The 26,325-nt window shown below is 37.9% G+C and carries 24 protein-coding genes and 1 riboswitch; of the genes, 5 read left to right on the top strand and 19 right to left on the bottom strand.

Translation table 11 applies throughout. The features are described from left to right. Positions 1 to 31: 31 nt before the first annotated feature. Genes LLS04_RS04895 through LLS04_RS04885 form a run of 3 tightly spaced genes read right to left on the bottom strand, consistent with a single transcriptional unit; the run spans position 32 to position 3,120 of the window. A complete protein-coding gene (locus LLS04_RS04895; RefSeq protein WP_323610568.1) occupies positions 32 to 466 on the bottom strand; it encodes a hypothetical protein in 435 nt (144 codons plus the stop codon). A gap of 46 nt (positions 467 to 512) precedes the next feature. After that, complete coding sequence (locus LLS04_RS04890; protein WP_323610567.1) at positions 513 to 2,423, bottom strand: sensor histidine kinase; 1,911 nt, start codon at positions 2,421 to 2,423, stop codon at positions 513 to 515. Next, positions 2,410 to 3,120: a response regulator transcription factor gene (locus LLS04_RS04885; RefSeq protein WP_323610566.1), complete on the bottom strand. Its 711-nt coding sequence runs from the start codon at positions 3,118 to 3,120 to the stop codon at positions 2,410 to 2,412. The genes LLS04_RS04890 and LLS04_RS04885 overlap by 14 nt, the downstream gene beginning before the upstream one ends. Before the next feature lie 116 nt (positions 3,121 to 3,236). Here LLS04_RS04885 and msrB point away from each other — a divergent pair, with 116 nt between their 5' ends. Both msrB and LLS04_RS04875 read left to right on the top strand, forming a co-directional pair. Beyond that, on the top strand, positions 3,237 to 3,647 hold the full coding sequence (gene msrB, locus LLS04_RS04880) for a peptide-methionine (R)-S-oxide reductase MsrB (protein ID WP_323610565.1): 411 nt from the start codon (positions 3,237 to 3,239) through the stop codon (positions 3,645 to 3,647). Beyond that, entirely contained in the window at positions 3,613 to 4,059 is a 447-nt protein-coding gene (locus LLS04_RS04875) for a putative immunity protein (RefSeq protein WP_323610564.1), read from the top strand. Before msrB ends, LLS04_RS04875 begins: the two co-directional genes overlap by 35 nt. A gap of 31 nt (positions 4,060 to 4,090) precedes the next feature. Here LLS04_RS04875 and murJ read toward each other — a convergent pair whose 3' ends face one another. From murJ to LLS04_RS04850, 5 genes are all read right to left on the bottom strand, one after another. Beyond that, positions 4,091 to 5,602: a murein biosynthesis integral membrane protein MurJ gene (gene murJ / locus LLS04_RS04870; RefSeq protein WP_323610563.1), complete on the bottom strand. Its 1,512-nt coding sequence runs from the start codon at positions 5,600 to 5,602 to the stop codon at positions 4,091 to 4,093. Positions 5,603 to 5,742: 140 nt separating this feature from the next. Beyond that, positions 5,743 to 7,050: an APC family permease gene (locus LLS04_RS04865; protein WP_323610562.1), complete on the bottom strand. Its 1,308-nt coding sequence runs from the start codon at positions 7,048 to 7,050 to the stop codon at positions 5,743 to 5,745. Between the two features lie 9 nt (positions 7,051 to 7,059). Further along, a complete protein-coding gene (locus tag LLS04_RS04860; RefSeq protein WP_323610561.1) occupies positions 7,060 to 8,757 on the bottom strand; it encodes an FAD-dependent oxidoreductase in 1,698 nt (565 codons plus the stop codon). A 41-nt stretch (positions 8,758 to 8,798) separates the two neighbouring features. Next, the gene (locus LLS04_RS04855) at positions 8,799 to 10,061 is read right to left on the bottom strand and encodes a YeeE/YedE family protein (protein WP_323610560.1); all 1,263 of its coding nucleotides are present in this window, start codon (positions 10,059 to 10,061) and stop codon (positions 8,799 to 8,801) included. 372 nt (positions 10,062 to 10,433) lie between these two features. Beyond that, on the bottom strand, positions 10,434 to 11,222 hold the full coding sequence (locus tag LLS04_RS04850; RefSeq protein ID WP_323610559.1) for a pseudouridine synthase: 789 nt from the start codon (positions 11,220 to 11,222) through the stop codon (positions 10,434 to 10,436). 77 nt (positions 11,223 to 11,299) lie between these two features. Between LLS04_RS04850 and LLS04_RS04845 the strand changes: the two genes are divergently transcribed. The 3 genes from LLS04_RS04845 to LLS04_RS04835 all read left to right on the top strand — a co-directional run bounded on the left by LLS04_RS04845 (position 11,300) and on the right by LLS04_RS04835 (position 16,419). Then, positions 11,300 to 11,695 carry a GNAT family N-acetyltransferase gene (locus tag LLS04_RS04845; protein WP_323610557.1) on the top strand — a complete coding sequence of 132 codons (396 nt, stop codon included), beginning with the start codon at positions 11,300 to 11,302 and terminating at the stop codon, positions 11,693 to 11,695. Next, the gene (locus tag LLS04_RS04840) at positions 11,692 to 12,633 is read left to right on the top strand and encodes a TIGR01212 family radical SAM protein (protein WP_323610555.1); all 942 of its coding nucleotides are present in this window, start codon (positions 11,692 to 11,694) and stop codon (positions 12,631 to 12,633) included. The genes LLS04_RS04845 and LLS04_RS04840 overlap by 4 nt, the downstream gene beginning before the upstream one ends. Before the next feature lie 198 nt (positions 12,634 to 12,831). After that, on the top strand, positions 12,832 to 16,419 hold the full coding sequence (locus tag LLS04_RS04835) for an exo-alpha-sialidase (protein WP_323610554.1): 3,588 nt from the start codon (positions 12,832 to 12,834) through the stop codon (positions 16,417 to 16,419). Between the two features lie 94 nt (positions 16,420 to 16,513). Here LLS04_RS04835 and LLS04_RS04830 read toward each other — a convergent pair whose 3' ends face one another. The 11 genes from LLS04_RS04830 to LLS04_RS04780 form a co-directional block, all read right to left on the bottom strand. Beyond that, entirely contained in the window at positions 16,514 to 17,977 is a 1,464-nt protein-coding gene (locus LLS04_RS04830) for a DEAD/DEAH box helicase (protein ID WP_323610553.1), read from the bottom strand. A gap of 137 nt (positions 17,978 to 18,114) precedes the next feature. Next, positions 18,115 to 19,395 carry a GTPase HflX gene (gene hflX / locus LLS04_RS04825; protein WP_323610552.1) on the bottom strand — a complete coding sequence of 427 codons (1,281 nt, stop codon included), beginning with the start codon at positions 19,393 to 19,395 and terminating at the stop codon, positions 18,115 to 18,117. Between the two features lie 79 nt (positions 19,396 to 19,474). Then, positions 19,475 to 20,242, bottom strand: a complete 768-nt coding sequence (locus tag LLS04_RS04820; protein WP_323610551.1) for an ABC transporter ATP-binding protein — start codon at positions 20,240 to 20,242, stop codon at positions 19,475 to 19,477. After that, positions 20,226 to 21,191 carry an ABC transporter substrate-binding protein gene (locus tag LLS04_RS04815; RefSeq protein ID WP_323610550.1) on the bottom strand — a complete coding sequence of 322 codons (966 nt, stop codon included), beginning with the start codon at positions 21,189 to 21,191 and terminating at the stop codon, positions 20,226 to 20,228. Before LLS04_RS04815 ends, LLS04_RS04820 begins: the two co-directional genes overlap by 17 nt. Beyond that, the gene (locus tag LLS04_RS04810; RefSeq protein ID WP_003775633.1) at positions 21,188 to 21,979 is read right to left on the bottom strand and encodes an ABC transporter permease; all 792 of its coding nucleotides are present in this window, start codon (positions 21,977 to 21,979) and stop codon (positions 21,188 to 21,190) included. Before LLS04_RS04810 ends, LLS04_RS04815 begins: the two co-directional genes overlap by 4 nt. Continuing rightward, positions 21,951 to 22,247 carry a thiamine-binding protein gene (locus LLS04_RS04805; protein ID WP_013852597.1) on the bottom strand — a complete coding sequence of 99 codons (297 nt, stop codon included), beginning with the start codon at positions 22,245 to 22,247 and terminating at the stop codon, positions 21,951 to 21,953. The genes LLS04_RS04810 and LLS04_RS04805 overlap by 29 nt, the downstream gene beginning before the upstream one ends. A gap of 67 nt (positions 22,248 to 22,314) precedes the next feature. After that, a riboswitch (TPP riboswitch) is annotated at positions 22,315 to 22,436 on the bottom strand. A gap of 133 nt (positions 22,437 to 22,569) precedes the next feature. Beyond that, positions 22,570 to 22,914 carry a hypothetical protein gene (locus tag LLS04_RS04800; RefSeq protein WP_323610549.1) on the bottom strand — a complete coding sequence of 115 codons (345 nt, stop codon included), beginning with the start codon at positions 22,912 to 22,914 and terminating at the stop codon, positions 22,570 to 22,572. 147 nt (positions 22,915 to 23,061) lie between these two features. After that, positions 23,062 to 24,411, bottom strand: coding sequence for a hypothetical protein (locus LLS04_RS04795; RefSeq protein ID WP_323610548.1), 1,350 nt, complete (start codon positions 24,409 to 24,411; stop codon positions 23,062 to 23,064). Positions 24,412 to 24,422: 11 nt separating this feature from the next. Continuing rightward, entirely contained in the window at positions 24,423 to 25,124 is a 702-nt protein-coding gene (locus LLS04_RS04790; RefSeq protein ID WP_323610547.1) for a hypothetical protein, read from the bottom strand. Beyond that, on the bottom strand, positions 25,117 to 25,632 hold the full coding sequence (locus LLS04_RS04785; RefSeq protein ID WP_323610546.1) for a hypothetical protein: 516 nt from the start codon (positions 25,630 to 25,632) through the stop codon (positions 25,117 to 25,119). Before LLS04_RS04785 ends, LLS04_RS04790 begins: the two co-directional genes overlap by 8 nt. Positions 25,633 to 25,751: 119 nt before the next feature. Then, a complete protein-coding gene (locus LLS04_RS04780) occupies positions 25,752 to 26,213 on the bottom strand; it encodes a hypothetical protein (protein WP_323610545.1) in 462 nt (153 codons plus the stop codon). Positions 26,214 to 26,325 lie beyond the last annotated feature (112 nt).

Here is a 26,325-nt window from a genome sequence, read left to right as displayed (position 1 = left end):
AAAAAACGATCATATTTGATCGCTTTTTATCTTAATCCGTCGTGATGTATTCCATAAACAAGGGTCCACAATCACGATAACGTTCAACATTTCCGTGTGTCGTTACTTCGATCATACCATCCCGTTGAATTTCAGTTCGATCAAGGTTGATAACATAGCGTGTCATCATCGATCCTAAATATAAAACACAAGCGAGAAGAAAGACAGTTAGAAAGACACGACGCGAAATATTTTCAATTCCATAACGTCGGTCAAAAGCATTCGGTCTCACCAGATAATAAACCAAGTAAAATATTAATAAAATCATACAGGTAAAGAAACACCCATAGAGAAACATTTTAAAATGTGACCGGTAAACAAGATGTAACTCCGAATAGAGTATAACCCGTACCATCGTCAACATCATAAAATTAATGACTGCAATTAAGACGATGATATTTTTAAGTTTAAATAATTTTTGATTCATATGCACCGTCTCCTTCACTTTATTATACGTGAGAAAACGAAGCATGTCACTGTAGTGGAAAGCTTAATTTGACTTTAAAGAGATCGCCATCAATTTGCAACTTCAAGTCTCCTCCCATTACTTCAGTTAAGGCTTTTGCGATTGAAAGTCCCAGACCACTACCTTCTGTATTTCGGGATGCATCCCCACGTACAAATCGTTCCATTAATTCATCCGCACTGATGTTTAGGGATACATCTGAAATGTTTTTAATTTCAAGAACTGCATTCTGATCAATGTGTTTTAGTGAGACATAAACCCGAGATTGCATTAAGGAATACTTACAGATATTTCCAAACAAATTATCCAGAATACGAAAGAGGACATTCCCATCTAAATTCGCATGAACAACATCCTGAGTCAAGACGAGTTCTAATTGTTTCTGATCAAAGCGATCACGGTATTCACCAATGACCTGATCTAAAAGGACATTAAGATCGGTATCTTCTTGATTAAGATGAATGGATCCTGAACTTGCTTTCGATGCTTCAACCAAATCCTCAATTAATTTCTTAAGTCGTGAAGATTGTCTGGAAAGAACATCTAAGTATTCTTGCACTTCAAGATCTTCAAACGATTTTTGTTCAAGAAGTCCAATGTAATTAATGATTGAGGTCAGTGGGGTTTTGATGTCATGAGAAACATTTGTAATCAAATCTGTTTTCATGCGTTCTGATTTCATTTGTTTCTCAACCGCAAGATGCATCCCATCTGAAAGTTGATTTAAATCGTGTGCATGATCTTTCAAGACACCATGGAATTTTGTTGTATCAAGAGGCTCATCTAAATTTCCAGAAACCATCGCGTGTGTCGCATCTCGAATCACTTTACCATCCAAAGTAAATTTTAGGATAAAATAAACAACCACTCCTGTTTTAAGTAACCAGAAAAAGATCATGGTGCCGTTATTATGATTGGAGATTGAGGTCATCGTTATGAAATCGAACAATAAAGATGCTCCCACAATCATAGAAACTTTAAGAATCAGTTCACGATTTTGGAACGATGATTTATAGAGACGTTTTATCGGTAAATATCCCCATCGATAAATCCATGAGTTCACCAATAACTGTTTAGCTTTAATACGTTTAATAAACGAATTATAAAAAATAAATGACAAGCCTAATAAGAGGAATGTTATACTGCTACCCATGAGAAATGCATTGGGAACATCACGATAGAACAGATTTACACTCTCGCCAATAAGACTGATTGAAAATCCAAAAACGAATAAATATAAAAGTGCAAAGGGTTCTAAAGGAATGCGATCAAAAGGATTCTGTTCGATTGTGCCTTCATCATTACGTATCCCTGCGTGTTTTGTGAAAGTGACCCATGAAGCAAGCATTAAGAAGGCAGAGACAATCAGTATTCCATACAGTCGATAGCCTATTTCTAAGAGCTTGGTGATTAAGATTTCATAGAACCAGAAAACATCATGTGCCCCCTTTACAATCTGACTTTCAACTTTATATTCTTTTTGAATCATCTGAGATTTTATGTAATTACCGTAATCATCATATTCATCCACGCTTTGATAATCCGAAAGAGTATAGACTGTGATAAATCCAGACTTCGAAGGGGTTTCTTTACTGTATAAAAGCGTATTGTCCGAATGATAGATTTTAAAAAAATGATTGGGTGACACTACGGATGTTTCCGTATCTTTAATTCCTCCGGAAAAGCGCTTGTCGGACACATTATCAAATGATGACATTCGAAGTAAAGAATGAATTTGTTCTTGCGCAGTTTCATTAAAAACATATTCCCGTACTGCTTCCGGAGCCATACTGTTTACATGCAAGGATTGCATCTTAACCAATGCATAGATACTCCCGGCAAATCCACTTAATGATGCGATAAAGACTGCTGCCGATACGAAGCGGATTACAAAATGTTTGCGTTTATTCGGATTCATGTTTTAGTTCTCCTTCTATTTTATACCCTTGCCCCCACACTACTTTAAAATAACGGGGTTCTGACGGATTAATTTCGAGCTTTTCTCTTAAATGACGAATATGAACTGCAACCGTTCCTTCCGCACCATAAGAGTGGTCTCGCCATACATGTTCATAAATATGCTTGGGTGAGAAGACACGGTTTGGATGCTCCATCAAAAACTTTAAGATATCAAACTCTGTAGGCGTACAACGAACCTGTTTTCCATCCATACTTACCGATTTGGTTTCATCATTAAGTTCCAAACCACCTACTTTTAATATGTGTGATGTCTCAACATAACCCTGATTAAATTGTGTATAACGACGAAGTTGTGATTTTACCCGTGCGATTACTTCCATTGGATTGAACGGTTTTGTGATGTAATCATCAGCCCCTACATTTAATCCTAAAATTTTATCTGTGTCTTCCCCCTTTGCGGTCAGAAGAATAATTGGTATTGTCGTTGTTTTACGAATGTGCATCATCGCTTCCAACCCATCCATAACAGGCATCATAATATCCAATAACACAAGATCAATATGCTCTTGTGCAAGAATCTCCAATGCTTCGACGCCATTAAATGCTTCATAAATAATATAATCTTCTTGTGATAAATAAATTTTTAATGCGTTCACAATATCTCGTTCATCATCACAAATCAAAATTTTTGCCATCTTGTCACCTCTTAGTTCTATTATAGGGAGTAACTGTTTAAAAACCAACGGGTCAAATGTTTAAGAATTGTTTAAGATACAACATTGGTCTATAATTAATTCAGGAGGACATAAAGATGAATTTAAAAAATAAACTCACACCACTTCAATATGAAGTAACCCAAAACAGTGCTACTGAAGCACCGTTTACCGGAGCCTATGATGATTTTTATGAGCCCGGAATTTATGTCGACATTGTAAGCGGCGAACCCCTTTTCTTATCAAACGATAAATTTAATGCGGGTTGCGGATGGCCTGCTTTCGCAAAACCGATTGATGCATTGCTTGAGGTTGAAGATGAAACACGACGTATCGAAGTGCGTTCCTTAAATGCAGATTCACATCTTGGTCATGTCTTTAACGATGGCCCTCATGAACTTGGAGGACTTCGTTACTGCATCAATTCCGCAGCACTTCGTTTTATTCCACTTGATCAAATGGAAGAGGAAGGCTATGGACAGTATATCCAAGACATCAAACATGACTGATACAGAATTATTAGAATCGCTTTTAAAAGAAGCACCAAAACACATCGTTGTGATGTGGGCTGGAGATTGCCTTGAACATGCCTTAACCCTTTGTCGCTACAAAGATGTACATGCTAGCGCATCCCTTAAAGCTACTCGAGATTGGGTAGAAGGAACCATGGCGACAGATGAAGCACGAAAACGCGCCTTAAAGGCACATGAGCGTGCACGGGAGCTCACAAAAACAGAACACGTCTATTTACTTAGAGCCAGTGGTCATGCCGCAGGAACAACACAAGTTAAAGCACATGGCATCCAATGTGCAGATTATGCATTAAAAGCAGTACAAGTTGGAAAACGCAGCAAACGTTCAATTGAACGTAGATGGCAACTTGATACCTTATCCAATTATCTCGATAAAAAAACTTCTTAAAAGAACAAAACGTGTTCTTCAAAGAAGTTTTTTATGCATTAGCCTTGATTCGTTTTTTTATAATTTCATCATATTCAGGTACACCCATAAAATGCATCACCAGCATATAGACCGCAATACCAAAGCCAATCGCAATCACGACCCCTTTTTTTCCGATATCACTGAGGATGGTTGGATAATAGATGGCATAAACCGCAAAACCCATTATAAGTGAGGCGAACGCCGTTTTAGAGAATGAACGAATAAACTGACCGGTTCTCAAACCATCTAAGCGTATGCGCAAAGCATTATAGAGTAACAGCGAACCGATAAATGCAGCCAATGTTGTCGCAAGAGCAAGACCGGTTACCCCCATTATCTTCGAAAGTACAAGATTTAATAGAATATTTGTGACGACGGACACAACACCAATCCGTACCGGAGTTTTGGTATCTTCCAATGCATAGAAGGTTTTCGTTAAAACTTGACGCATTCCAAAAGCCACAAGACCCAAAGCATAGAAAAATAGAATTGTACCTGTAACTACAATCGCTTGATCATCAAACTGACCATGCCCTAAAAGCATCATCACAATCGGTTTTGAAAGCACCATAATACCAATCGATGCAGGAATCATTAATAAATTAACAACATTTAATATTTTTGTAACGGTTCCCTTGAGTTGTTCCGTTTCATTACGAACCGCATTCCCCACCAGGGTTGGATAGAGTACTGTCGCCATCGTTGAAACGAAAACACCCAATACCGCATCATTGATTTGCGATGCATAACTGATGGCGGAAATCGATCCATCAACAAACGTGGAGGCAATTGTGCGATCAATAACAAGATTAATTTGATCAATCGAAGCACCCAAAATGATTGGAATTGCCATCACCGTCATCATCTTTACATAGGGATTGCGAACATCAAAGCTTAAACGACGTTTAAACCCTCTACCTTTTGATGTAATGAAAGCAAAGAGATATTGAATAACACTTGAAATAAAAATCCCAATAGGCAAGACCATGATATCCGTTTTCACGCTCATAAAAATGGATAGAATAACCACAATATTCATAATAAAACTTCCTATCGGTGCAATAAGAAAGCGATTATGAATCTCATGATAACTCTCATATATCGAACGTGCTCCGATAAAGAAGATTGATAGAAGTGTAACTTTGGTAAAGCGAACCGCAAGTTCCAGTTTAGCACCTGTATACCCATGCGCGAAAATAAGTACCAGTTCTTTCGTAAAGGCAAGACCCAACAAGACTAGAACTAAGGCTAAAATTGTAATCAGATTGAGTGCATCACTCATGTAACGATCTGCGACTGCTTCATCCTGTTCCTCAGTCGCCCGAATATAAACCGGAATAAACGTACTTACCAGTCCAATTGCCACAAATCCAAAGATTACATTGGGAATACTCCATGAAGTAAAGTAAACATCGGATACCATAGATGTTCCGTAAAAATACGATAAAACAAGCCCTCTTACAAGACCTAATATTTTTGAGATTAGAATTGCGATGGTTAAATAAGCTGCATTACGTTTCATGGAATTCCTCTTTTCTTTTCTATTATACCCTTTTAATTCATGAAACTTAACGAAAATGTCGTGTCACATAATTAAACACTTTTTTGGGTTTTTAATCTACGATAAAAAAGGTTAAAGCTGCATCGCTTTAACCTAAAGTATTATTGATATTTAAAATAATAGAAAACACCGAGTGCTGACCAAATAATCATAAAGATAAATGAAGGTAACTGGAGTTGTCCTGGTGATCCCGGTAGAACAAGAAGTCCTACAAAGACAAGACTTACTAGCACACCCACAGCACTTAATCTTCGAGCATGTCCCGATGATTTTCGATAGCTAATCATACACACATAGAAATAAACAATGGCCGCTAGAAGCGATGACATATCGACGATATAAATAATCATCTCACGTCCGAACCATGGAGCAACAAGACTTACTATGGTAATAAAGCGTATTGCTTTCGTGTACATACCATTTTGGTTTTCATAGTTATACTTTTCAGGAATGAGTTTATATTGAGCTAATGCCCCAATAAGTTTACTACCCCCAAGCATAAAGCCATTAATCCCACCCGATACAGCACCGGCAAGTGAAATCAACAGTAAGATAAACGCTGTAAATCCCAAGCGACTTAAAACTGCAGACCCTAATGCCCACTCTTCAAATAAACCGGCTTTTGGGGCAAAGACCAAGGCCGTCGTGATGTTATTGAGATTATAGAATACGACACCTGCAAATACAGCAAGAATGGTAACTCGAACAGCTTTTGAAGGACTAAAGTCTAAATCCGTTGAAACTTGAGGAATTACATCAAACCCTACAAAGAGAAAAGGCGCAATCGCAAAAACCTTCGCAATTTGAGCAAGATCAAAGGTATAAGGTGTAATGTAGTATTCTTTTAAAACGGAAGTTCCTTGTGTGGTAAGCATCATGGTGAAGATTACCATAATATTTGCGACTGTAAGTAAAATCATCACATTTTGAACTTTTGAACTCATTTTAAGTCCTTGGATATTAATTTTAGCAAACACGATGATGATGGAACTCGCGATAAGTATTTCTGAGAGATATACGGAGGTTCCTCCGATATCATAGAGGTATCCAAACGTTACAACAGATCCAAAAAGTTTCTTCACGACAAGCACAAATGCTGTCGCATTCAGGGGAACCATACTGATATAACAGAGAATTAAGAACCAGCCTACAATGAAACCGTGTTTTTTTCCTAAGTTATTGTACGTATATGAGAATTCACCACCATCTTCATGATGGGTAGACATCATGACATGATATCCTTGAACAATAAAGATGATTGCGATTCCACCAAGAATAAGCCCGATTGCAGTGTTAATCACACCACTTTCGGGCAAGAACTTGGTCCCTGGGAGCGTAAACGATCCCCAACCGATAATTGAACCTAATGCAAGCGCCAAGATATCCAGTTTACTGAGTCTTTTGCGCATAGATTTTCCTTAGTTAAAGTTGTATTCTGTAACGATTTTATCACGGCCTGTGACTTGATCGTTAAAGTATTCATAAACACAGATTCCAAGATATGATCCTGAAATATTAATCACATTATCAAAACCAAGGTTTTGAAGTGCCATTACAGCATTGTATGAACGTTGGCTTGAACGACAGTGTAAATATACAGGTTTATCTGTAGGAATTTCATCCAAGCGATCACGAATTTGGCTTAATGGAATATTAACTGCATTGATAAGGTGACTTAATGCGTATTCATGTTCTTCACGAACATCGATAATGCATGCATTGGACTCTACCAATTCACGAACTTGCGTTACTGGAACTTGGTTGAAACGACCGTAAAGAAGGTTTAAACCAACAAGCGCTGCATGATTCACAACATCTTTGGCTGTACCAAATGGTGGCGCATAGCATAATTCGACTTCTTTAAGATCTTCAAGGGTACCACCCATTTGAATCATTGTCGCAATGACATCAATTCGTTTATCAACATTTCCCTTACCGATTGCTTGTGCACCCAGTAATTTACCTGTTGGGTATTCAAATAAGAGTTTAAAGTGCATTGGATTTGCATCGGGCATTAACCCTACTTTATCACCCGGGATAATATAAACAAAGTCATAATCAAAACCGTTAGCCTTTGCCATTTTTTCATTAAGACCAGTTGATGCAGCGTTCAAATCAAATACTTGTACACATGATGATCCAACAACACCTTTATTGTTATGAGGAATTCCATACATATGATCTGCGGCTGCACGTGCTTGACGTTGAGCAGGACCTGCAAGTGCAAGACGTGTTGGTTTACGAGTGATTTGATGGAAGACTTCAATCGCATCACCCACTGCATAAATATTTTTATCATTTGTAAGGTAATTGTGATCAACTTTAATTCCACCTGTAACACCGATTTCAAGATCTGCAGCTTTCGCAAGGCTTGTTTCAGGTGCAACTCCGATTGCCATTACAACTGCACCAGATTCTAAGATTGTTCCTGAACCCAGTTCAACACTTGTTTCTGTAATCTTCTTAACGCCATCACCCAGAATCAGATTAATGCCGTGATCCATCATTTCTTTATGTAGTACTTGTGCCATATCATAGTCGAACGGACTCATGATTTGATCAATTGCTTCCACAAGTGTTACGTTTTTACCTGCATGACGCAAGTTTTCTGCAACTTCAACACCGATAAACCCACCACCAACAACGGTAATGTTTTCAATATTGTTGTTGACGATATGTCCGTTTAATTTTTTAATGTCGACAACATTACGTACGGTAAAGACATTATCCCCGTCAATGCCTTCGATACTGCGTGGTAAAATTGCACTTGCTCCTGGTGATAGGACAAGCTTGTCATATGCTTCATCCATTTCTTCACCCGTTTCAAGATTTTTAACCGTTACAGTTTTCGCATCACGATTAATTTTTAGAACTTCAGTGCTTGTGCGTGCAATGATGTTATATTGTTTTTTAAATTGTTCGGGCGTCATTAAGACTAAGTCATCACTTGATGCGACAATGCCACTTAAGTGATAAGGTAAAGCACAGTTTGAGAAGGACACATTCGGTCCGCGTTCAAACATAATGACTTCCGCATGTTCATCTTGACGACGAACACGGGCTGCAACTGAAGCGCCTCCAGCTACCCCTCCAACAATTAATATTCTTTTACTCATGGTAGAATCCTCTTTCTTTTCTAAGTTATCGTTTTAAGACTTTATTTTTGTAAATGTTTCGCAAGTTTGTTTCCTACGTAACCACCGATTACCATCACAACAAGGAACACCCAGCCGGATAATGAGAAGTTCGCAATCGGTGTATATAAAGCACCAACGTTACAGCCATTCGCAAGACGTGTCCCAACACCCATAGTGATACCACCCATTGCGTAAAGGAGTCCATCTTTTACAGTAATGTGTAATTCTGACATAAATGTATTTTTAAATTTACCTGCTGTCAGTAAGTATACTGAAGTTCCGACAAGGATACCCATGTTTTGAACCGTTACAGGGTTTGCTAAGAATGGTTTTGAGAATACAGCTGGATCTAATTGCGCAAATGATCCTAGGGATTCTGCGGATACACCAAAGAGTGTTAGGAATTTACCGAACCAATATCCGTAAGGTGTTGATGCACCCCAACCTGCTTTTGTAACACCCATTAATAATGTGAAGAGAATCGCGATGATCACTGCACCTTGTTTTAAAGTCCATGTCTTTACAAAAAGACGTTCATAAGTACTTTCTGTTGGGAAAGCATAATCTTTCTCAACTTCAAATGCTTCCATACTGTCTTGGCCTTTTTCCACAAAATGACCTGTGTATGTACCCTCTTTTTTACGTTTTGCTTCGTATTTATTTGCGAGCACAACCACAAGACCACAAAGAAGGGCCGTTAAGATTAAAGCACCAAGGTATCCACCAAGACCATCCCATTTAAAGAGGTCTGGTAAGAAGACACCCCCTGCAGTTTGTGATCCAACTTCAGATACAAACCATGATGTCGCAACCCAACCTTGCTTTTGAAGTGGGAATCCAATAAAGACCCCAAAGCTAAAGAATACAAGTGTAATTAAAGCACGTGGTAAACTTGTAATTAAATCCGTTAAAACACCGGATGCACAGCAGGATGAGAATGCCATCCCAAATCCGAAAAGCACACCCCCAACAAGTAAGCCACCATTAATTGGATTAACCCATAAGTCCATTTGTGATGGATCTTGGAAAATCATAAACGATGCGGATAATGCTGTGGTAATAAAGAACATAAACATTAAGGTTTTCATTAATTTTGTGGAACCTGTATTTGCGGCACGGTTCACACTTCCTGCAAACCCCGTTGCAGCACGTGTTAATGTATATCCTAATGCAATCCCCATTACAAGTCTGAATAAATGCATATCAGACGCTAAAAAATTCTTTCCAAGGATGAATACTGCGATAAGCAATACAAATCCAATAATATTTTCTGTCTTCTTCATGTTCTCCTCCTATGAATGACAAATATGCAAACGACACCTTACATTTATTTGATTATCAGATCCCCGTATCGTTGCGCATTACCGCATGGATAATCATCAAATGTTTAAGGCTAATCGTTGCCTTGCTCATAAATCGTATCACGTATCGATGACATTTCAACTAATTAACTCAAGAGTTTTCGTCACTTTAGTCATAATCTGCTCTTATATCACTTTTTTTGATTTAAAAGTGATTTATTTCATTTGTGATTGTGAAATTAATAACTTGTATCACAAAATTTCATGGATTTCAGGTATTTGTCATAAGTATTGCTTATAACTCATGCCTATCGCGCAATAATATTTGGTTATGAGTAAATAAAAAACCGCTCATTAGCGGTTTTGGATACGTTGATTCATTTCTTCCAGTTCTTGTACACTTAGATAGCGCCATTCCCCAACTTTTAAATCACCCAATTTAACATTCATAATTCGAACCCGGTTTAAGCTTGTAACTTTAAAACCCAATGCCTTTGTCATACGTCGGATTTGACGGTTTAAGCCTTGATTTAAAATAATACGGAATGTTTTCGGTGCAACCCTCTCCACTTCGGATGGATTGGTAACTTGCATACGATGGGTTTGTTGGTTATAGATTTCGACCCCTTTAGACATTTTGGTAATAAAGTCTTTATCAATCGCTTTATTGACCGATACGATGTATTCTTTATCGTGACCGTATTCTTCACGTAGTATTTTATTAACGATGTCACCATCATTGGTGAGTAAAATTAATCCGCTGGAATCTTTATCTAAACGTCCGATTGGGAAAATCATCTTTGGATAGTTCATAAAATCTGAAATATTCCCTTCGATTGCGGTATCGGTTGTGCAGGTAATGCCACGCGGCTTATTTAAAGCGATATAGACCTTCTCTTCATCAATTGTCACAAGATTCCCTTCAACCGTCACACGTTGCCCAGCAGCAACTTTTTGACCCACTATAGCTGTAACACCATCAATAGCTACTACACCTTCCGCAATAAAACGATCCGCTTGCCGACGTGAACAATACCCCGAATCACTAATATACTTATTTAAACGTAAGGATTCCCGTGCTTCGTGCTGTATGGGGTTGATATTTTCATTGATATTTGATGCTTGTTGTCGTGCTTGTTTCATAAAGTCCTCAATCTATTTTCTAATTATTTACATCTATTCTACCATTTACCGTATAATATGTCACAAGGAGAATAACCATGATTACCATACAAACAACTTCAATAGACCACGTTTTACCCATTCGTCACAAAGCAATGTATCCTGACGGACCTTTAAACTTGGCACAAACTGAGGACGACTCCCTCGCAACGCATTATGGTCTTTTTATGGACCACCAATGCATAGCAGTGATTTCTGCCATTAATCATAATGATACGCTTCAACTGCGAAAATTCGCAACCCTTCCAAGCTTTCAAAATCAAGGTTATGGAAGCATGTTATTAAGGCATGTGCTATCATTATATAACGAACGCATCATTCTTAATGCGCGTACAAACAAAATTTCATACTATAAACGCTTTGGCTTCACCCAAACAGATCAAACGTTTACACGCAATAACATCGACTATTGTATTATGGAGGTATTACGATGACCAACCCTTATCCTTATTCCCTAGATAACAAGCGTTATCAAACGTATAACTATTTTACCAAAAAAACTTATGGACAAAAAGCTTTTAAAGTAAGCATCGATGCAGGATTTACCTGTCCAAATCGCGATGGCACGTGCGGAAGTGGCGGTTGTAACTTTTGCAGTTCCCGTGGATCAGGAGACATGATTTTAAAAAATCCTGATTTAGAGAAGCAAATTGAACACAGCCAAAACATCATGCTTCAAAAATGGCCTGACGCCGCCAAAATCGCATACTTTCAAGCTTATTCCAATACGCATGATTCCCTCGAAAACCTCAAGAAGCTTTACGATCCCTTCTTTGATGATGATCGCTTTGTAGGGATTGATATTGCGACACGAAGTGATTGTTTGGATGATGAGAAGATTGCATATTTTGAATCAATGAGTCGTAAGAAAGATTTAACCATCGAAATCGGCTTACAAACCATCCATCCAGAAACATCAGAATGGATGAATCGGGGTCATGATCTCGAATCAGTCACAACCTGTATTCAAAAACTCAAAGCAGCAGGTATTCGTACCTGTGTTCATATTATTAATGGGTTTCCACAGGAAACCCCTGAGATGATGCTTGAAACAGCCGATTATCTAGCGAAAATGCATCCTGAGATGGTTAAAATACACATGCTTCATATTATTAAAGGCACAAAACTGGGCGCAGAATATCAAAAAAATCCGTTTCCACTTTTAACACGTGATGAGTATGTGGATGTTGTTGTGAAGCAAATTGAACGTCTCCCCGAAGATATCGTGATCGCACGACTGACTGGAGATGGTATGGCGGATGATTTGCTTGCCCCAGTTTGGACGATACGTAAAATTGTAGTCACGAATGAAATCGATAAACTTATGGCAAAAAGGAATACCTGGCAAGGTAAATATCAAAAGGAGCGCTAAGCTCCTTTTTTTGGTAATCATTTTCGTTAAATACACAATCTTAACGCTAATTTTCGACCCTTTAAGAAACTCATTTTCGCGAATATGAAATTTTGTAAATTGTTTTGGACATGCCTGAAAAAGATGCTATAATGTCGATGAATGAAGCGCTTACATTTGAATCATCCATACATTACTTATATGAGAGGGGTATTTAAATTGAAGAAAATAAGTAACATTTTCGTCGTGCTTCTTACACTTGTATTGGGTATCAGTCTTTACCCAAGTTCTATCTTTGCTATGAATGATCTAAATCTTCACGATGTACACTTAAAGGGAGAAGGTGCTGATATTTCAGACCATTTATCACACATCAAAGAATTTAATCAAGGTTCCCTAACCTTACGTTTTCGCTCTGAGTCACTTTCCAGTGATCTTACTTCCCTGTTTTCAATATCAAACGCAAATTTGGAAAACAACTATTTCGCGCTTTACTATCAAAACAGTACTGGTAAGCTCGGCATTGAATTCAGAGATGAAACCGGTAAACATATTATCAACACTTCAGGCACAAGTACACAGCTTGCGAATGCAAACTGGCACACCGTTACCGTTTTAAATCATGGTAATCGTGTTGAAATATATGCAGATGGAATCTTACTTGCATCCCAAGATAATATCGATTTCACGAAAATCCAATCTTTACCTTGGAACCGTATGAAATTGGGAGGGGTTGCTCGTTTAAAAGGTGAAAACCTATGGCCATTTAGTGGCAAAATCGCATCCTTAAACTTAAGTCATGACATCCTCGATGTAGATACCATAAAAGCACTTCATGCAGATACAGCGTCTACGGTTGATACAACGACTTCAGAAGCGATCGAACTTTATGCGCCAGGACAAGATGGCAGTAAAAATTATCGTATTCCAAGTCTTCTCACAACCCAAGATGGCACAGTAATCGCTGCAATCGATAAGCGTATTACCCATCAATCGGACTGGGGAAATATCGATATCGCCTTGCGAAGAAGTCGAGACAGTGGTAAGACATGGTCTGACACTCAAGTTATTATTGATTTAAAATCAGATCCGAATGTTTCTCAAGAGAATGTGAATACTAACTATCAAAGTTCCGCATTCCTGATTGATGCGGCAATGGCACAAGATAAACGGAATGGACGTATTTATCTTTTAGTAGATATGTTCCCAGAATCACGTGGATTCTTTAGTGTTCAAAATGAAGATCAAGACTTTGGTCAACCTTATGTAACCAAAGAAGACAGTACTCATATTGTTTTGAAAGGTACTGATGGCAAAAAGTATTACGCAAAAGCTGATGGAACCGTATTTGATCTAAATACTGATATCATCACGAATTACCGTGTTGTCTTAGAATCTGAGAAAGGCATGCCTTTCAATGATCTTGGTGATCTTTATGAAGGCGATACGTATATAGGAAATATCTATCTTAAGAAAAGTCCATTACGCATTCGTCAAACCGCTTATTTATGGTTAACCCATTCGGATGATGACGGTCAAACATGGTCATCACCCCATGATATTACACCACAAGTTAAAGCAGATTGGATGCAATTCATCGGAACCGGTCCCGGTGTTGGGATTCAACTTGAAAACGGTGACCTTGCCTTCCCGATTTACCATACAAACCGTCATGGTGGTAATTCTCAATCTACATCCATGATTAAAAGTTCCGATGGTGTTACATGGCATAAAACGGAATCTCTTAATGATAACCGCAACTTTAATGGTCAAGTTTTAAATTCTGAAACATTAAATAACGGTGGTGCATTGGTAACTGAATCTCAGGTAGTGCAACTTAATAACGGTACACTGAAACAATTTGCGCGAAATGTATCCGGAAAAGTTCTGGTAGGTACTTCCTACGATAATGGAGAAACCTGGGAGAACGATCTTGAAACACTTCCAATCACCGATGTTTACTCACAAATGTCCGCCCTCCATTATAACCATGAGGGTAAAGAGTATATCTTACTTGCAAATCCAAATGGTCCTAAACGAACCAATGGGGCTGTGAAACTTCTTCAAGTTTTAGAAGGTGAACGTCTCGTACTTCTTTCCAATACACATATGCAAAGTGGAAATTATGAGTACAATGTGGTTCAACCACTTCCCGATGGTCACTTCGGTTTAATGTACGAACATAAAAAACCTGAAAACGGGGATAATATGTCGATGATGTTTAAACGCTTCTCTTTTGAAGATTTAGGTGTCAAAGATACCTCCAGTTTAAATCTTGATATTCAGGATAGCTATCTTGAAATTACATCTGATAAAGCCTTAATTCCAAGTTTAAACTTAACCTTAACGTATAATACAAATCAAAAAACAACACCGAAACGTGTTGATGCGAACACAATACGTTTTGACTTAGTAGAACCCATTACAATTCTAAATGGATTTACTGAAGGCTATCTTGAAACACTTGATGGAAAAGCGCTGAATATTGCGAATAAACAAGGTCTTGATGCCGCACTCGAAACACTTAAAGCACTTGATTTTGAAAACTTAGCACCAAGTGTGAAAGATGCAGCGGATCAATTGATTACCAAGGCAGAGCTTTTAAATGATAATCCCTTTACCTTCGGTGATTTCATCCAACAAATCCATGCTATGATTGACGCCATTGATCCAACCTACATTCCAAACTCAATGTTTGATGTAACGGCATCAAGTCAAGAAGATGAAAAAGGGAATACACACGTCGAAGGTCCCATCGGTTTAGCCTTTGATGGCGACCCAAGCACCTTCTGGCACTCCAAATGGGGTGATAAGAACCCACCATTTGATGTAACGGTTTCATTCCATCATGAGATGGTTGTGAATGCCTTGACCTACCTACCACGTCAAGATGGTACGCTTAATGGTGTCGTCACCGAATATCAAATCTTAGGAAAATTGGGCGATGAACCCCTTCACGTTCTCACAGAAGGTACCCTTGATACTAACCTTACAAAGAAAACGATCACATTTGAAGATGCTCATGTGGATACGCTGATCTTTAAAGTGGTGAAAGGGCTTGAAAACTATGGGAATGCTGCGGAAATTACTCTGCACGGGAAACCGTATCGTGCACCCCTTGATTTTTCAACCCTAAATCAAGTTCTCGAAACACTTGAAAGCTTGAATCAAAACCTTTACACCGAAGCAAGTTTTAAACCTTTACTTGGATTAAAAGAAAAAGCCTATGAGCTTCTCGATAACTCTGAAACAACACAAGATATGATTGATGCAATGGTTCAAAACCTTGATGAATCAATTCATAATCTCGAGATAACTCATTATACTTTAGATTCATTACGTCTAAAAATTCAAGAAGTTGAGGATTACATGAATACACTTGACCTGTCTCTTTATACTGAGACAAGTGTGCAGGCCGTTTATGACGCGTTAGAGTCTGCGAAAGCATTGCTTCAAACACCTCGCTTCAGTTTTAGAAGTTTCTTCCAAGCTTCTACACCAAACGAAGCTCAGATTAAACAAGCAATTGAATCATTAGACTCAGCGGTTAAAGGTCTCAGTAAGCGTGATGTCGAAATCATCGACCCTTCAAATCCAGATGAAGGCATCACGCCACCAATTGTAGATTCAAAACCGGATACCGATTCACAAAATCCTAATACAAATACAGAAGACGGTACTCAAACAACACCGGCAGAAAATCCACAAACAATACTCCCTAAAACAGGACAAGCAGTTTCTGGATTTATAGGACTCGGAATGCTCGTATCACTCTGTGGTCTTGTTATCTTAAAACGAAAACAATAAAATTCAAGATACGTTAGTTATAACGTATCTTTTTTTACACACAAAAACTGTAGCAAAGACCGATGTTGGCGTGCTACAGTTTTTGTTTATTTTTTTATAAAAGTCGTTCGTATTCCGTTTTATTGGCACGGTTTACTTTACGAGGACGACCTTTGATTGGCATCGTTTTAAGAGCATCAAGAACGAGATTACCTTTACCATTGAGAATTTCCACAAAAGTTGAAACATCCACAATACTAATAACCCCAATATCTTCTGCTGTCATGCCTTCAATTGAACATAACGCCCCAACAACATCAACGGGTCTCATTTTAGTTTTCTTACCAGCATTAATATGAATTTTGGTAATCTCTTGTTTAAAGTCATGTGCTTTATCTTTTTTGACTTTAGGTTTACGATCGCGTTTGGCTTCAAATGCATCACGACGTGCATCCACAAGACTTTGTCCTGGTTTCACAACTTTTTGAAGTTCATGATCGGTATCATTGATAATTAGATTCATAAATTTCATTTCATAAGGACTTGCGAAGGTTACGGCTTTACCGTATTTATCCACACGTGCGGTACGTCCAACACGATGCGTATAGCTTTCCGTGTTTTCAGGAACATCAAAGTTCACCACAAGTGAAACATCATCAATATCCAATCCACGTGCCGCAACATCTGTAGCAACTAGATAACGGAAAAGACCATGTTTGAAATCCGCAAGGACTTTGGTACGGAAACGTTGTTCCATCCCACCATGTAGGGTATCCACTTTACAACCTAAGTCTTCCATAAAATTTGTTACGGCTTCGACTTGTTCTTTTGTATTACAAAAGATGATTGAACTATCTGGATTTTCTGTAATGAGTACTGACTCAAGCAATGTCATTTTATCGGGATAATCCACAATATAATAACGTTCATCAATACGATCTTCAACGCGACTTTCTGTTTCAATATCAATCCATTGCGGATTTTTAATGTAAAGTGTACAAAGGTCTTTAACACGTTCTGGCATGGTTGCGGAAAAGAGCAGTTTTTGGCTCTTCTTCGGGATACGGTTAATGATACTTGTAATTTGATCAATAAACCCCATATTAAACATTTCATCGGCTTCATCAATGACAAGTGTTTCAATATGCGAAAGATCAACGGTTCCTCTCGCCATATGATCCAAGAGGCGACCTGGCGTTGCGACTATGATGTGAGTCATTTCTTTTAAACGCTGTGCTTGTTTCTCAAATGAACTGCGACCAAACAATGCTTCAACCTTTAAGCGTTTGAAACGACCAAGATTAAATAAATCTTCTTGAATCTGGATTGCGAGTTCACGCGTCGGTGCTAACACCAGAACTTGAGGTTTACGTTTTTCCCATTCAACCTGATGACAAATAGGAATTCCAAACGAAGCAGTTTTTCCACTACCCGTTTGCGATTGCACAACAATATTTTTTCCGCTCAATACAGCAGGAATCACTTCTTGTTGAACATCTGTTGGGGCTTCATAGCCCAAATATTGAATTGACTTTAGAATTGACGCATCAATTCCATAATTTTTAAATGTATGTTTCACGATATCATCTCTTTTCTATGCATGGTTATTCTAAACCGAATTCACCATACCGATTGGACATGTGTGAAAGTGCTTTTTCATTATACACTATCTCAGTACAAAGTGGTTAATGAGCAATCCAAAAACACACACATCTTTTAGATTATGTATTTTTTATAACGATTTTGATCCGATTCACGGATCACAGCACGAAATTGTGCTCCTTTTTCTGTATACTCCAAACCAATAATTTCATAATTGGATGCAATCGCATCTAAAATGCCAAGATCGGAAAAAGGGATTTCAAAATTTACTTTTTTGAAACTTGATTCCAATTCAACTTCAATGGCATCCACTAGACGATCAACATCATCCATATCATGAGCACTAATATACATGCGATTTCCAAATTCACTTTGGTAAAAAGCGATGTCTTGATCCATAGCTTGGTCCATTTTATTAAAAACTGTGATAATTTTTCGATCCAAGACATCCAAATCACGAAGCATTTTATACGTTGTATCCATTTGAATGTTTAAGTCAGGATTGGATGCATCCACGACATGAATGATAAGATCTGAATACTTAATTTCCTCAAGAGTCCCCTTAAATGCTTCTACAAGCGTATGCGGTAATTTTGATACAAATCCTACGGTATCTGTAAGAATGACATTCAGTCCATTATTAAGACGCGCTTTACGCATGGAGGGTTCTAAAGTCGCAAAGAGCATATCCTTCACAAACACATGTTTATCGTTTGCTTGAGGATCACCATTGGTTAATATTGCGTTCATTAAGGTCGATTTACCCGCATTGGTATACCCTACAAATGAAATAATTGGAAGATTTGAATTTAAGCGTTTACTGCGCGTGATTTCACGGTTTTCCTCTGATTTTGTTAAGGCATTTTGGACGCGAAGAATTTCGCGTTGAATATGACGACGGTCAAGTTCAAGTTTTTGTTCACCCGGACCACGTGTCCCAATACCACCACCGGTACGCGATAAATAGTCACTATACCCAATTAAGCGCGGTAAACGATACTTTAATTGCGCAAGTTTTACTTGAAGTTTCCCTTCGGCAGTAGTTGCACGCAAAGCAAAAATATCTAGGATTAAATTGGTTCGATCAACAATCTTACAACCAATTAAACTTTCCAGATTTCGAATCTGTGATCCACTGAGTTCATCGTTGAATACGACTGTATCCGCATCATAGGTTGCCACTGCAGACATCACTTCTTCAATTTTCCCAATCCCAATATAAGTTGCACTTTCAGGACGATCTCGGTTTTGCGTAATCTGATAGACAACCGTTCCCTCGGCCGCTTCAACCAAATCGCCTAATTCAATCATGGATGATTCTAAGTCAAAATCTTTTTTCCCAAAATCCACGCCGACTAAAACGACGCGTTCTTTAATTGTTTTTGTATCTAACATGCATTTCCTCAACCTTCTCCTATCAATATAACAAGTTTTATGAAAAAGATACACACTTATCCGTGTGTATCTTTTTTGTCTATTCTGTTTTGGTATCGTTTAAGTGCGCTTTGATGATGCGTTTATAATTTATAAATGCATCCGTCAACAGAAAGTCTTCATTTCGAGGCTTGGGCGTATCAATGATTAATTCATACGTAATTTTCCCCGGCTTTCCACTTAAGACATAAATGCGATCCGAAAGTAAAATCGCTTCATCGATGTCATGCGTTATAAAGAATGTGGATAAATTTAATTGACTCATAATATCCAGATACCATGTTTGCATTTGATGTTTGGTAATTGTATCCAATGCACTAAACGGTTCATCCAACAAGGCAACATCATCTGAGAATAGAAATGTTCTTAGAAAAGCGACACGTTGACGCATTCCGCCCGATAATTGGGCAGGATACAGATTTTGTGTTCCCTCTAAACCAAAGGTCGCGAAATATTTTAAAGCCGCTTCACGACTCTCTACTTTGCTCTTACCTTGAATTCGTAATGGTAACGATGCATTATCAATGACCGTCTTATAAGGCAACAATAAATCTTTCTGAAGCATATACGAAACATGACCGGTCGTCCCTGTAATATCCTGTTTATGTAAAGATACGGAACCCTTATCAGGGTGAAGTAGTCCTGCAATCACATTAAATAACGTTGTCTTACCAACACCACTTTCACCCAAGATGCATACAACTTCCCCTTGATTTAAAGTCACCGAAACATCGTCTAAAACGTGCTTAGATCCATAAGCTATTGAAACGTGTTCGAGCTCTAAAACAGGTTTAGTTGAGATAGTCATTGGTAAAACCTACATTCTCAGCAATGGGCATCTCAATTAATTGATTATCATAAAGCCATGCATAGAAGCGATTCCAACGCGCACCATCAAAGGTACCCCACTTCGTGACTTCAGCTTTATATTCTTTCGCAAGAAAATGTTGGCTTGCCTTAATCAAATCAAGATCGAGTTCTGGTACATGCTTTACAAGAATCTCCGCTGCTTCATCGGGATTTTCAATCGCAAACTCATATCCTTCTTCCAAGGCTTTTAAAACTTTCTTGGCTTCTTCGCCATTTTCTTCCAAATAACTGTTATTCGCAATTAAAACAGGACTGTAGAAATCAAGTTCTTGACCATAATCCGCAAAGTTTAAGAAATGTGTATCCAGACCTGCTTGTTGGATGGCCATACCATCCCATGCTTTAAAAATCCAGACTGCATCAATATCTGTTTGGAGTGCTGATACCACATCCGTAACTGTATTCGGAATCATCTTAATATCATCATAATTTCCACCATCATCCGTTACAATTTTACGAATAATAGCTTGTTCAATCGGTGAATCCCATGTTGCATAAGTATGTCCAGCCATCTTACGGGGTGCATCAATGCCTTTTTCTTTTAATGAAACAATACCTGAGGTATTGTGTTGAATTAAGGACGCTACCGCAGTGATTGGTAGTGGGTGTTCACTTGCTAGTGCCGGTGCCATGGTATCTTGGAAACTAATTCCAAATTCTGCACCACCTGCACCAATTAACGATGTTGTGGATCCTTCAGGCGGTTGCACAATCTCCACTTCAAGACCTTGTGCTTTAAAGAATCCCTTTTCTTGGGCTACATAAAGCCCGGTATGATTTGTATTGGGAGTCCAATCCAAAACGATACGTACAGGCTTGTTTGACTTTGCCCCACATCCCGTTAAAAGCAAACCCAAAACCATCATCCCCATTAATTTCTTTTTCATGAATTATCTGCTCCATCTCTTTGTAAGGTTTCCGCATCAAGCCATGGTTGAGTCCGTTTTTGTAACCACGAAACAAACCCCATTAATACCAAGCTTAAGAAAGATATAAAGAAAATTACGGCAAACATCTTATCAAACGAATACGATTTACGTACACGCGTCATATAAACACCCAATCCACTATAACCACCCAACCATTCCGCAACTACAGCACCGATTAAAGAATACGATACTGAAATTTTTAAACCGGAAAAAAAGTAAGGTAAAGCATGTGGAAATTTTATATGACGAAACGTTTGAAAGGTATTTGCACCCATTGATTTCATTAAATTTAAAGCGTCCTTATCACAGGACTGAAATCCATTCATACATCCCATCGTAATGGGAAAAAACGACGTTAAGATGATTAACGTAATTTTCGGAAGTAATCCATAACCCATCCAAAGCACCAAAAGGGGCGCTAATGCAACAGTAGGAATAGTCTGTGTCAAGATAATAAGTGGGTAAAACATTTTATGAAACCATGAAACATGATCCATAACCACCGCAAATATAAATCCTAACAAAACCCCAAATGTTAATCCTAAAAAGGCTTCTAAGAGCGTTGTTCTCGCATGATACATAAGTAAACTAAAATCATTATTAAATGCTTTAACGACATCACTGGGAGCGGGCAGCATAAACCGCGGAATCACTCCAAGTGATGAAAGACCTTGCCATAATACCAACAATCCAAGAATTGCGGATACTGACAACAATCTATTTTTGATGTTTTGTGATTTTTTCATCAATGGTGAGAATGTGTGCTGTAGGCGCATAAGCAATCTTTACATATGCTGATACTTTATCCGCACCTGCCTTAACAGCAATGAGTTGACAGTTCTTAACAATTTCCATCAATTCATCATAATCCCCTTCTATCGATGTTTCAAAGGGTCCAACTACATAGTTTAGACCAGTTTGCGCGATATACGCAATCACCTCATCCACGATACGAATTGTTTCTTCATTCGAAGTTGTATTCGGTAAAATTTGAATTGCTACACTTGCGTTCATATGAACCTCCTTATAATATAAAAAACCTCTTCTCGTACGAAAAGAGGTATACACGTTTACTCAAAAAAGTATGCGATTAATACATCCCTCCGCCAGTATTAGCTGGATCAGGTACAAAGCTTAAAGCTTAGAGTTTAAAACGTAACCGTTTATTCTCAGCCCGAAATACGAGCACCCCTTGTACGAATTCAATTTTCTTAGTCTCCATCAGAAACTAACCCCATTATACTAAACCCACATTAATATGCAATCGAAAGACAAAAAAAATATAACCTGGCACTGGTTATATTTTCACAAGCAATTACGATTATGTATAAAGCACTCAGATGTGGTTTGCATCACGAGCAAGAAACAGTAACACTGGAGATATGAATGCAAGAACGCTTGTTAACCCGAATAACAGCGAATCATAGGGTGTTAATGTTATCGCTTTATAGACATTGTTGTAATATAAGAAAGCTGTAAACGCATTTAACACAGCATTAAGATAGAGCAATCTCTCATCACTCACCTCATGCTTTAAATTAAATATTTGTGTTGTCGCAAATACTAGAATCACCAAGAATGTTACAGTACCCGTTACAGTTAAAAGTAAATCCGGATGAATCACAGTTCGTGTAAGAACAACGAGCGTAAATGCAATAAACACAGCATAATAGTTTTTCATAAAATCCCCCTAACCATATGCATGTTTAGCTCTCTACACAAATTATACACAAATTACACAAATATAGCAAGCGCTTACATTAAAGGCGGGTCAAAGGCCAATATTAAAAGACCGCCAAACTTGTTGATAGTCTTTATGCGTTCCATATTATTGGGCTTCACACTTAAAATTATTCGCTTGTAATTCATTCAATACTTTCTCTATAGATGCACCATCTTGATATGGTGACATCAGTAACATAGCATCACGATCTAGTTTCCCATCACTCAGTACCATATTGGTATAACCATAATTATCCGCAAAACGAGCAACATCATTTCCACGAATACGATCAAAACTATAAATAAACATCAAACTTCCTTTTGAGTAAGCATGCTTATCAAAGTAATCAACAGCATTCACATTATTTTGTGTATCCGCTGCATAACATGCATACTCTAGTTTGAAATTCGTATAAGTATCGGGATGTTTCGCATAATCTGCTTTGATTTTATTGAATGCAAGATTTTGTAATTCTTTGTATTCCTTAACATCATCCATACTTACATAAACATCACTAAGACCTTCAACCTTAACGGTAGTCTGTTCTTCAGATATTTTAACTTTATGTTGGTTCATAGCTGCCATTGCTTCTTTATTAAAGCTCGCCTTTACGGTAATTTCCTCACCATTCACTAGATTTTTATCTTTCGAGAATGTTAAGGTTGTTCCTTCCACAATTGTTTGAAGATATGACTCATCCACATCCAAATTCATATCATAGGAAACCGTACCATTTCCATCCATCCCTTCAAAATTGAATGAGAATTGTTCAAAGAGATTAAACTGTTCGGAATCATAGAGATCCTTAACTACGATTTCTTTTTCTAAACTTTCAAGACGGTATTTATGTGTTTTTAAGAGCTTATCTATAGACTCAGACTTCTCAGCAATCAGTTTAATACGATTACCATTTGCGAGACCTTCTTGTAGACTCAAGCTATACGTTAAGCTTTCATAGATTTCTTTTTGTTCAGGATTTTTAATTGCGTCCAGGTCCACATCTAATGTAGCCGTTCCTTTTGTATCGACCCCTTCAAAGTCAACCTGTACATATTTAAACGCATCCAAGGCTTGTCCACTAAACTTTAGTTTCCATACCGTAAAGACACCACCACACACTACAATTAAAACAAACAAGGCAATCAATGCATTGCGTTTGTTCTTCGATTTCTTGTGTTTAGACTTACTATGCTTATCAGAACGTTTTGGTTTTGACTTTTTAACGACGGTTTCTTCTACAGATTTTGGTGATTCTTCTACGACATAAACCTTTTCGATCACAGCTTCAGGTTTAGACTCAATCTCATCGAGAATGTCATCAAGATCTTCTTCCTTGTTTTCCAAGTCATCAAGTTCTTGATCTGTTTCTTCCAAGTCCTCTAATCGTTTTGCTTCCACATCATCTTGCGCATCAACTTCATCAAGAATGTCATCCAATTCATCTTTTTCTTCCATTTCTATGCCTCCTACTCTTGTACTTTCACAAGAACTAATTCATCTTGTTTAACTAATACCACAACAAACGCAATTACCGTTAAAAGGCAAACTACGGCTGTGATTTTTCCTAAGACTAATGAAAACATAAGTTTTAAAACTAAATTTAATGAGTTTGCACTCATCATTACAAAAATACCCATCAGTGCATTCATCAATCCAAGTCCACTCATCCATAAGACGAGTTTACGACTTAGATAATATTTCGCATGTGCATTTTCACTACGCTCGATCATACGAATCACCAACATTGATACAAAGAGCAAAATGCTCAATATAATCCAAAGCAGTGGTGTTCCTTGATCAAACATACTAACTAATTTCTCAAAACTACGATTACTCATCATCACAACACCCAAACTCGCTACAGACAATCCTGTAAGCAATGTCGCAAAGAATTGCGTACTAAAGCCAACAGTTGGTGCTACCACCGGTTCAGTTGGTACTACCACCGGTTCGATAGGTTCATCCGAGATTGGTACATTATCAGATTCAAGTATTTCGGGTTGTTCTTCATACACCTCTGCATAATGTGTTGCGACGGATGCAACAACTTTCGCATATTTTTGTGCAGACACCTTCGGCTTGATGTCACGTCGTAAACAATCCAATGCTTCATCCAAAGATTCCACATGTTCTAATTTTAAACGTTCTAATTGTTTTGAACTAAGCATGATAGGTTACCTCTCGTTCCATCACAATACGCGTATTTTGTTTATGAGCATGAATCAGTCCTAAAACAAGACCCAGAACCGCGATCACACCCCATGCAATAATACGATAGACTGATTGTGTCGGTTCAACAATTTCAATAAGATTCGTAAGCTTCGTAATTTTATTTACATTCACTAAGGTTAAGAAAAAAAATACGGTCCCAATCAAGCTATACAAGCGATTAACATCACCACGCTTTTCTTTAAACGCAATCATGTCCCAAATCATCAATAAACCTACAAAAATTGAGACAACCATTAGAATCGAAACCATCACCTTAGTCTTGATCACATTCCCCGCAAACCGTTCAACATGAGTCATGGCATTAAAAATATTTCCAAAAGTCATTTGCGTTAAGACCAGTAAAATAACAGCTCCTACTAAAAGGATTACTGGACCCCATTTATAAATTATATTTCCTAGATTTCCATTTGTTTTAAGTCGATATTCTTCAATCATATTTCGCATACAATACCTCCTTTTCGCTCTCTACACCTCTATCTTAGCACAAAGCACTCAAAGCCTATATTCATGTCTTCTGTTTTCATGGATAATTCATAAGAAAAAGGTGCATTTGGAGTGCACCTTTAAATGTGTTCGTGTCGATTTGAGAAATATTGAATTAAGTATACGATCGCAACCACAATACCGACTGCCCCAATCCCTACTAAGAACCATCGATAGGATTCAACGCTAGGCTCTTTCAATGCGAAATAAAGTAATAAGATACCCAAGACACCATACAAGCCACTATTGAGAAGCATGTTTGATGACGAGACCGTTTTATGTTTCACCTGTGCCAAAGAAACAGGATGACATTTTTTTAGAAAATCAAAACGATAACGAAGTTCCGCAACAACACCAAATCCCCCTGCTAATAACAGACTCAAACCAGTTGGAACGTTAAAACTGATCAGAAAGATTCCCAGCATAATTGCAATCACAATACGATTACGGTAAAAAACAAGCTGTTTTTCTTGGCCTTGATTCACTTTATATACTTTGCGTGTTAGAAAATCAGTAAATGTATTTTTTTGGTTTCCGCTCATAATTGACTCCTTTTCTTTATTGTACTGTATCACATTTCTATTTCACTTGTCTTTTTTAACGAGGTTTTTGTATCTTTAACCAATTTGGTTGAGGTCGTATCAATGCTTACCT

Source organism: Erysipelothrix enhydrae (assembly GCF_035066605.1).
GTDB classification, from domain to species: Bacteria; Bacillota_I; Bacilli_A; order Erysipelotrichales; family Erysipelotrichaceae; genus Erysipelothrix; species Erysipelothrix amsterdamensis.
The sequence above is the reverse complement of the archived record's forward strand: the minus strand, read 5'-3'. Positions and strand labels throughout refer to the sequence as shown.

What these genes read in the sequence shown, in the direction of transcription:
- murJ (WP_323610563.1), bottom strand. Translation starts at nt 5,602, where the DNA reads ATGAAACGTAATGCAGCTTATTTAACCATCGCAATTCTAATCTCAAAA.
- LLS04_RS04805 (WP_013852597.1), bottom strand. Translation starts at nt 22,247, where the DNA reads ATGAACGCAAGTGTAGCAATTCAAATTTTACCGAATACAACTTCGAAT.
- LLS04_RS04790 (WP_323610547.1), bottom strand. Translation starts at nt 25,124, where the DNA reads ATGCTTAGTTCAAAACAATTAGAACGTTTAAAATTAGAACATGTGGAA.
- LLS04_RS04875 (WP_323610564.1), top strand. Translation starts at nt 3,613, where the DNA reads ATGGACAGTATATCCAAGACATCAAACATGACTGATACAGAATTATTA.
- LLS04_RS04895 (WP_323610568.1), bottom strand. Translation starts at nt 466, where the DNA reads ATGAATCAAAAATTATTTAAACTTAAAAATATCATCGTCTTAATTGCA.
- LLS04_RS04850 (WP_323610559.1), bottom strand. Translation starts at nt 11,222, where the DNA reads ATGAAACAAGCACGACAACAAGCATCAAATATCAATGAAAATATCAAC.
- LLS04_RS04865 (WP_323610562.1), bottom strand. Translation starts at nt 7,050, where the DNA reads ATGCGCAAAAGACTCAGTAAACTGGATATCTTGGCGCTTGCATTAGGT.
- LLS04_RS04815 (WP_323610550.1), bottom strand. Translation starts at nt 21,191, where the DNA reads ATGAAAAAGAAATTAATGGGGATGATGGTTTTGGGTTTGCTTTTAACG.
- LLS04_RS04845 (WP_323610557.1), top strand. Translation starts at nt 11,300, where the DNA reads ATGATTACCATACAAACAACTTCAATAGACCACGTTTTACCCATTCGT.
- LLS04_RS04840 (WP_323610555.1), top strand. Translation starts at nt 11,692, where the DNA reads ATGACCAACCCTTATCCTTATTCCCTAGATAACAAGCGTTATCAAACG.
- LLS04_RS04820 (WP_323610551.1), bottom strand. Translation starts at nt 20,242, where the DNA reads ATGACTATCTCAACTAAACCTGTTTTAGAGCTCGAACACGTTTCAATA.
- hflX (WP_323610552.1), bottom strand. Translation starts at nt 19,395, where the DNA reads ATGTTAGATACAAAAACAATTAAAGAACGCGTCGTTTTAGTCGGCGTG.
- LLS04_RS04785 (WP_323610546.1), bottom strand. Translation starts at nt 25,632, where the DNA reads ATGCGAAATATGATTGAAGAATATCGACTTAAAACAAATGGAAATCTA.
- LLS04_RS04890 (WP_323610567.1), bottom strand. Translation starts at nt 2,423, where the DNA reads ATGAATCCGAATAAACGCAAACATTTTGTAATCCGCTTCGTATCGGCA.
- LLS04_RS04795 (WP_323610548.1), bottom strand. Translation starts at nt 24,411, where the DNA reads ATGGAAGAAAAAGATGAATTGGATGACATTCTTGATGAAGTTGATGCG.
- LLS04_RS04800 (WP_323610549.1), bottom strand. Translation starts at nt 22,914, where the DNA reads ATGAAAAACTATTATGCTGTGTTTATTGCATTTACGCTCGTTGTTCTT.
- LLS04_RS04780 (WP_323610545.1), bottom strand. Translation starts at nt 26,213, where the DNA reads ATGAGCGGAAACCAAAAAAATACATTTACTGATTTTCTAACACGCAAA.
- LLS04_RS04855 (WP_323610560.1), bottom strand. Translation starts at nt 10,061, where the DNA reads ATGAAGAAGACAGAAAATATTATTGGATTTGTATTGCTTATCGCAGTA.
- LLS04_RS04810 (WP_003775633.1), bottom strand. Translation starts at nt 21,979, where the DNA reads ATGAAAAAATCACAAAACATCAAAAATAGATTGTTGTCAGTATCCGCA.
- LLS04_RS04860 (WP_323610561.1), bottom strand. Translation starts at nt 8,757, where the DNA reads ATGAGTAAAAGAATATTAATTGTTGGAGGGGTAGCTGGAGGCGCTTCA.
- LLS04_RS04885 (WP_323610566.1), bottom strand. Translation starts at nt 3,120, where the DNA reads ATGGCAAAAATTTTGATTTGTGATGATGAACGAGATATTGTGAACGCA.
- msrB (WP_323610565.1), top strand. Translation starts at nt 3,237, where the DNA reads ATGAATTTAAAAAATAAACTCACACCACTTCAATATGAAGTAACCCAA.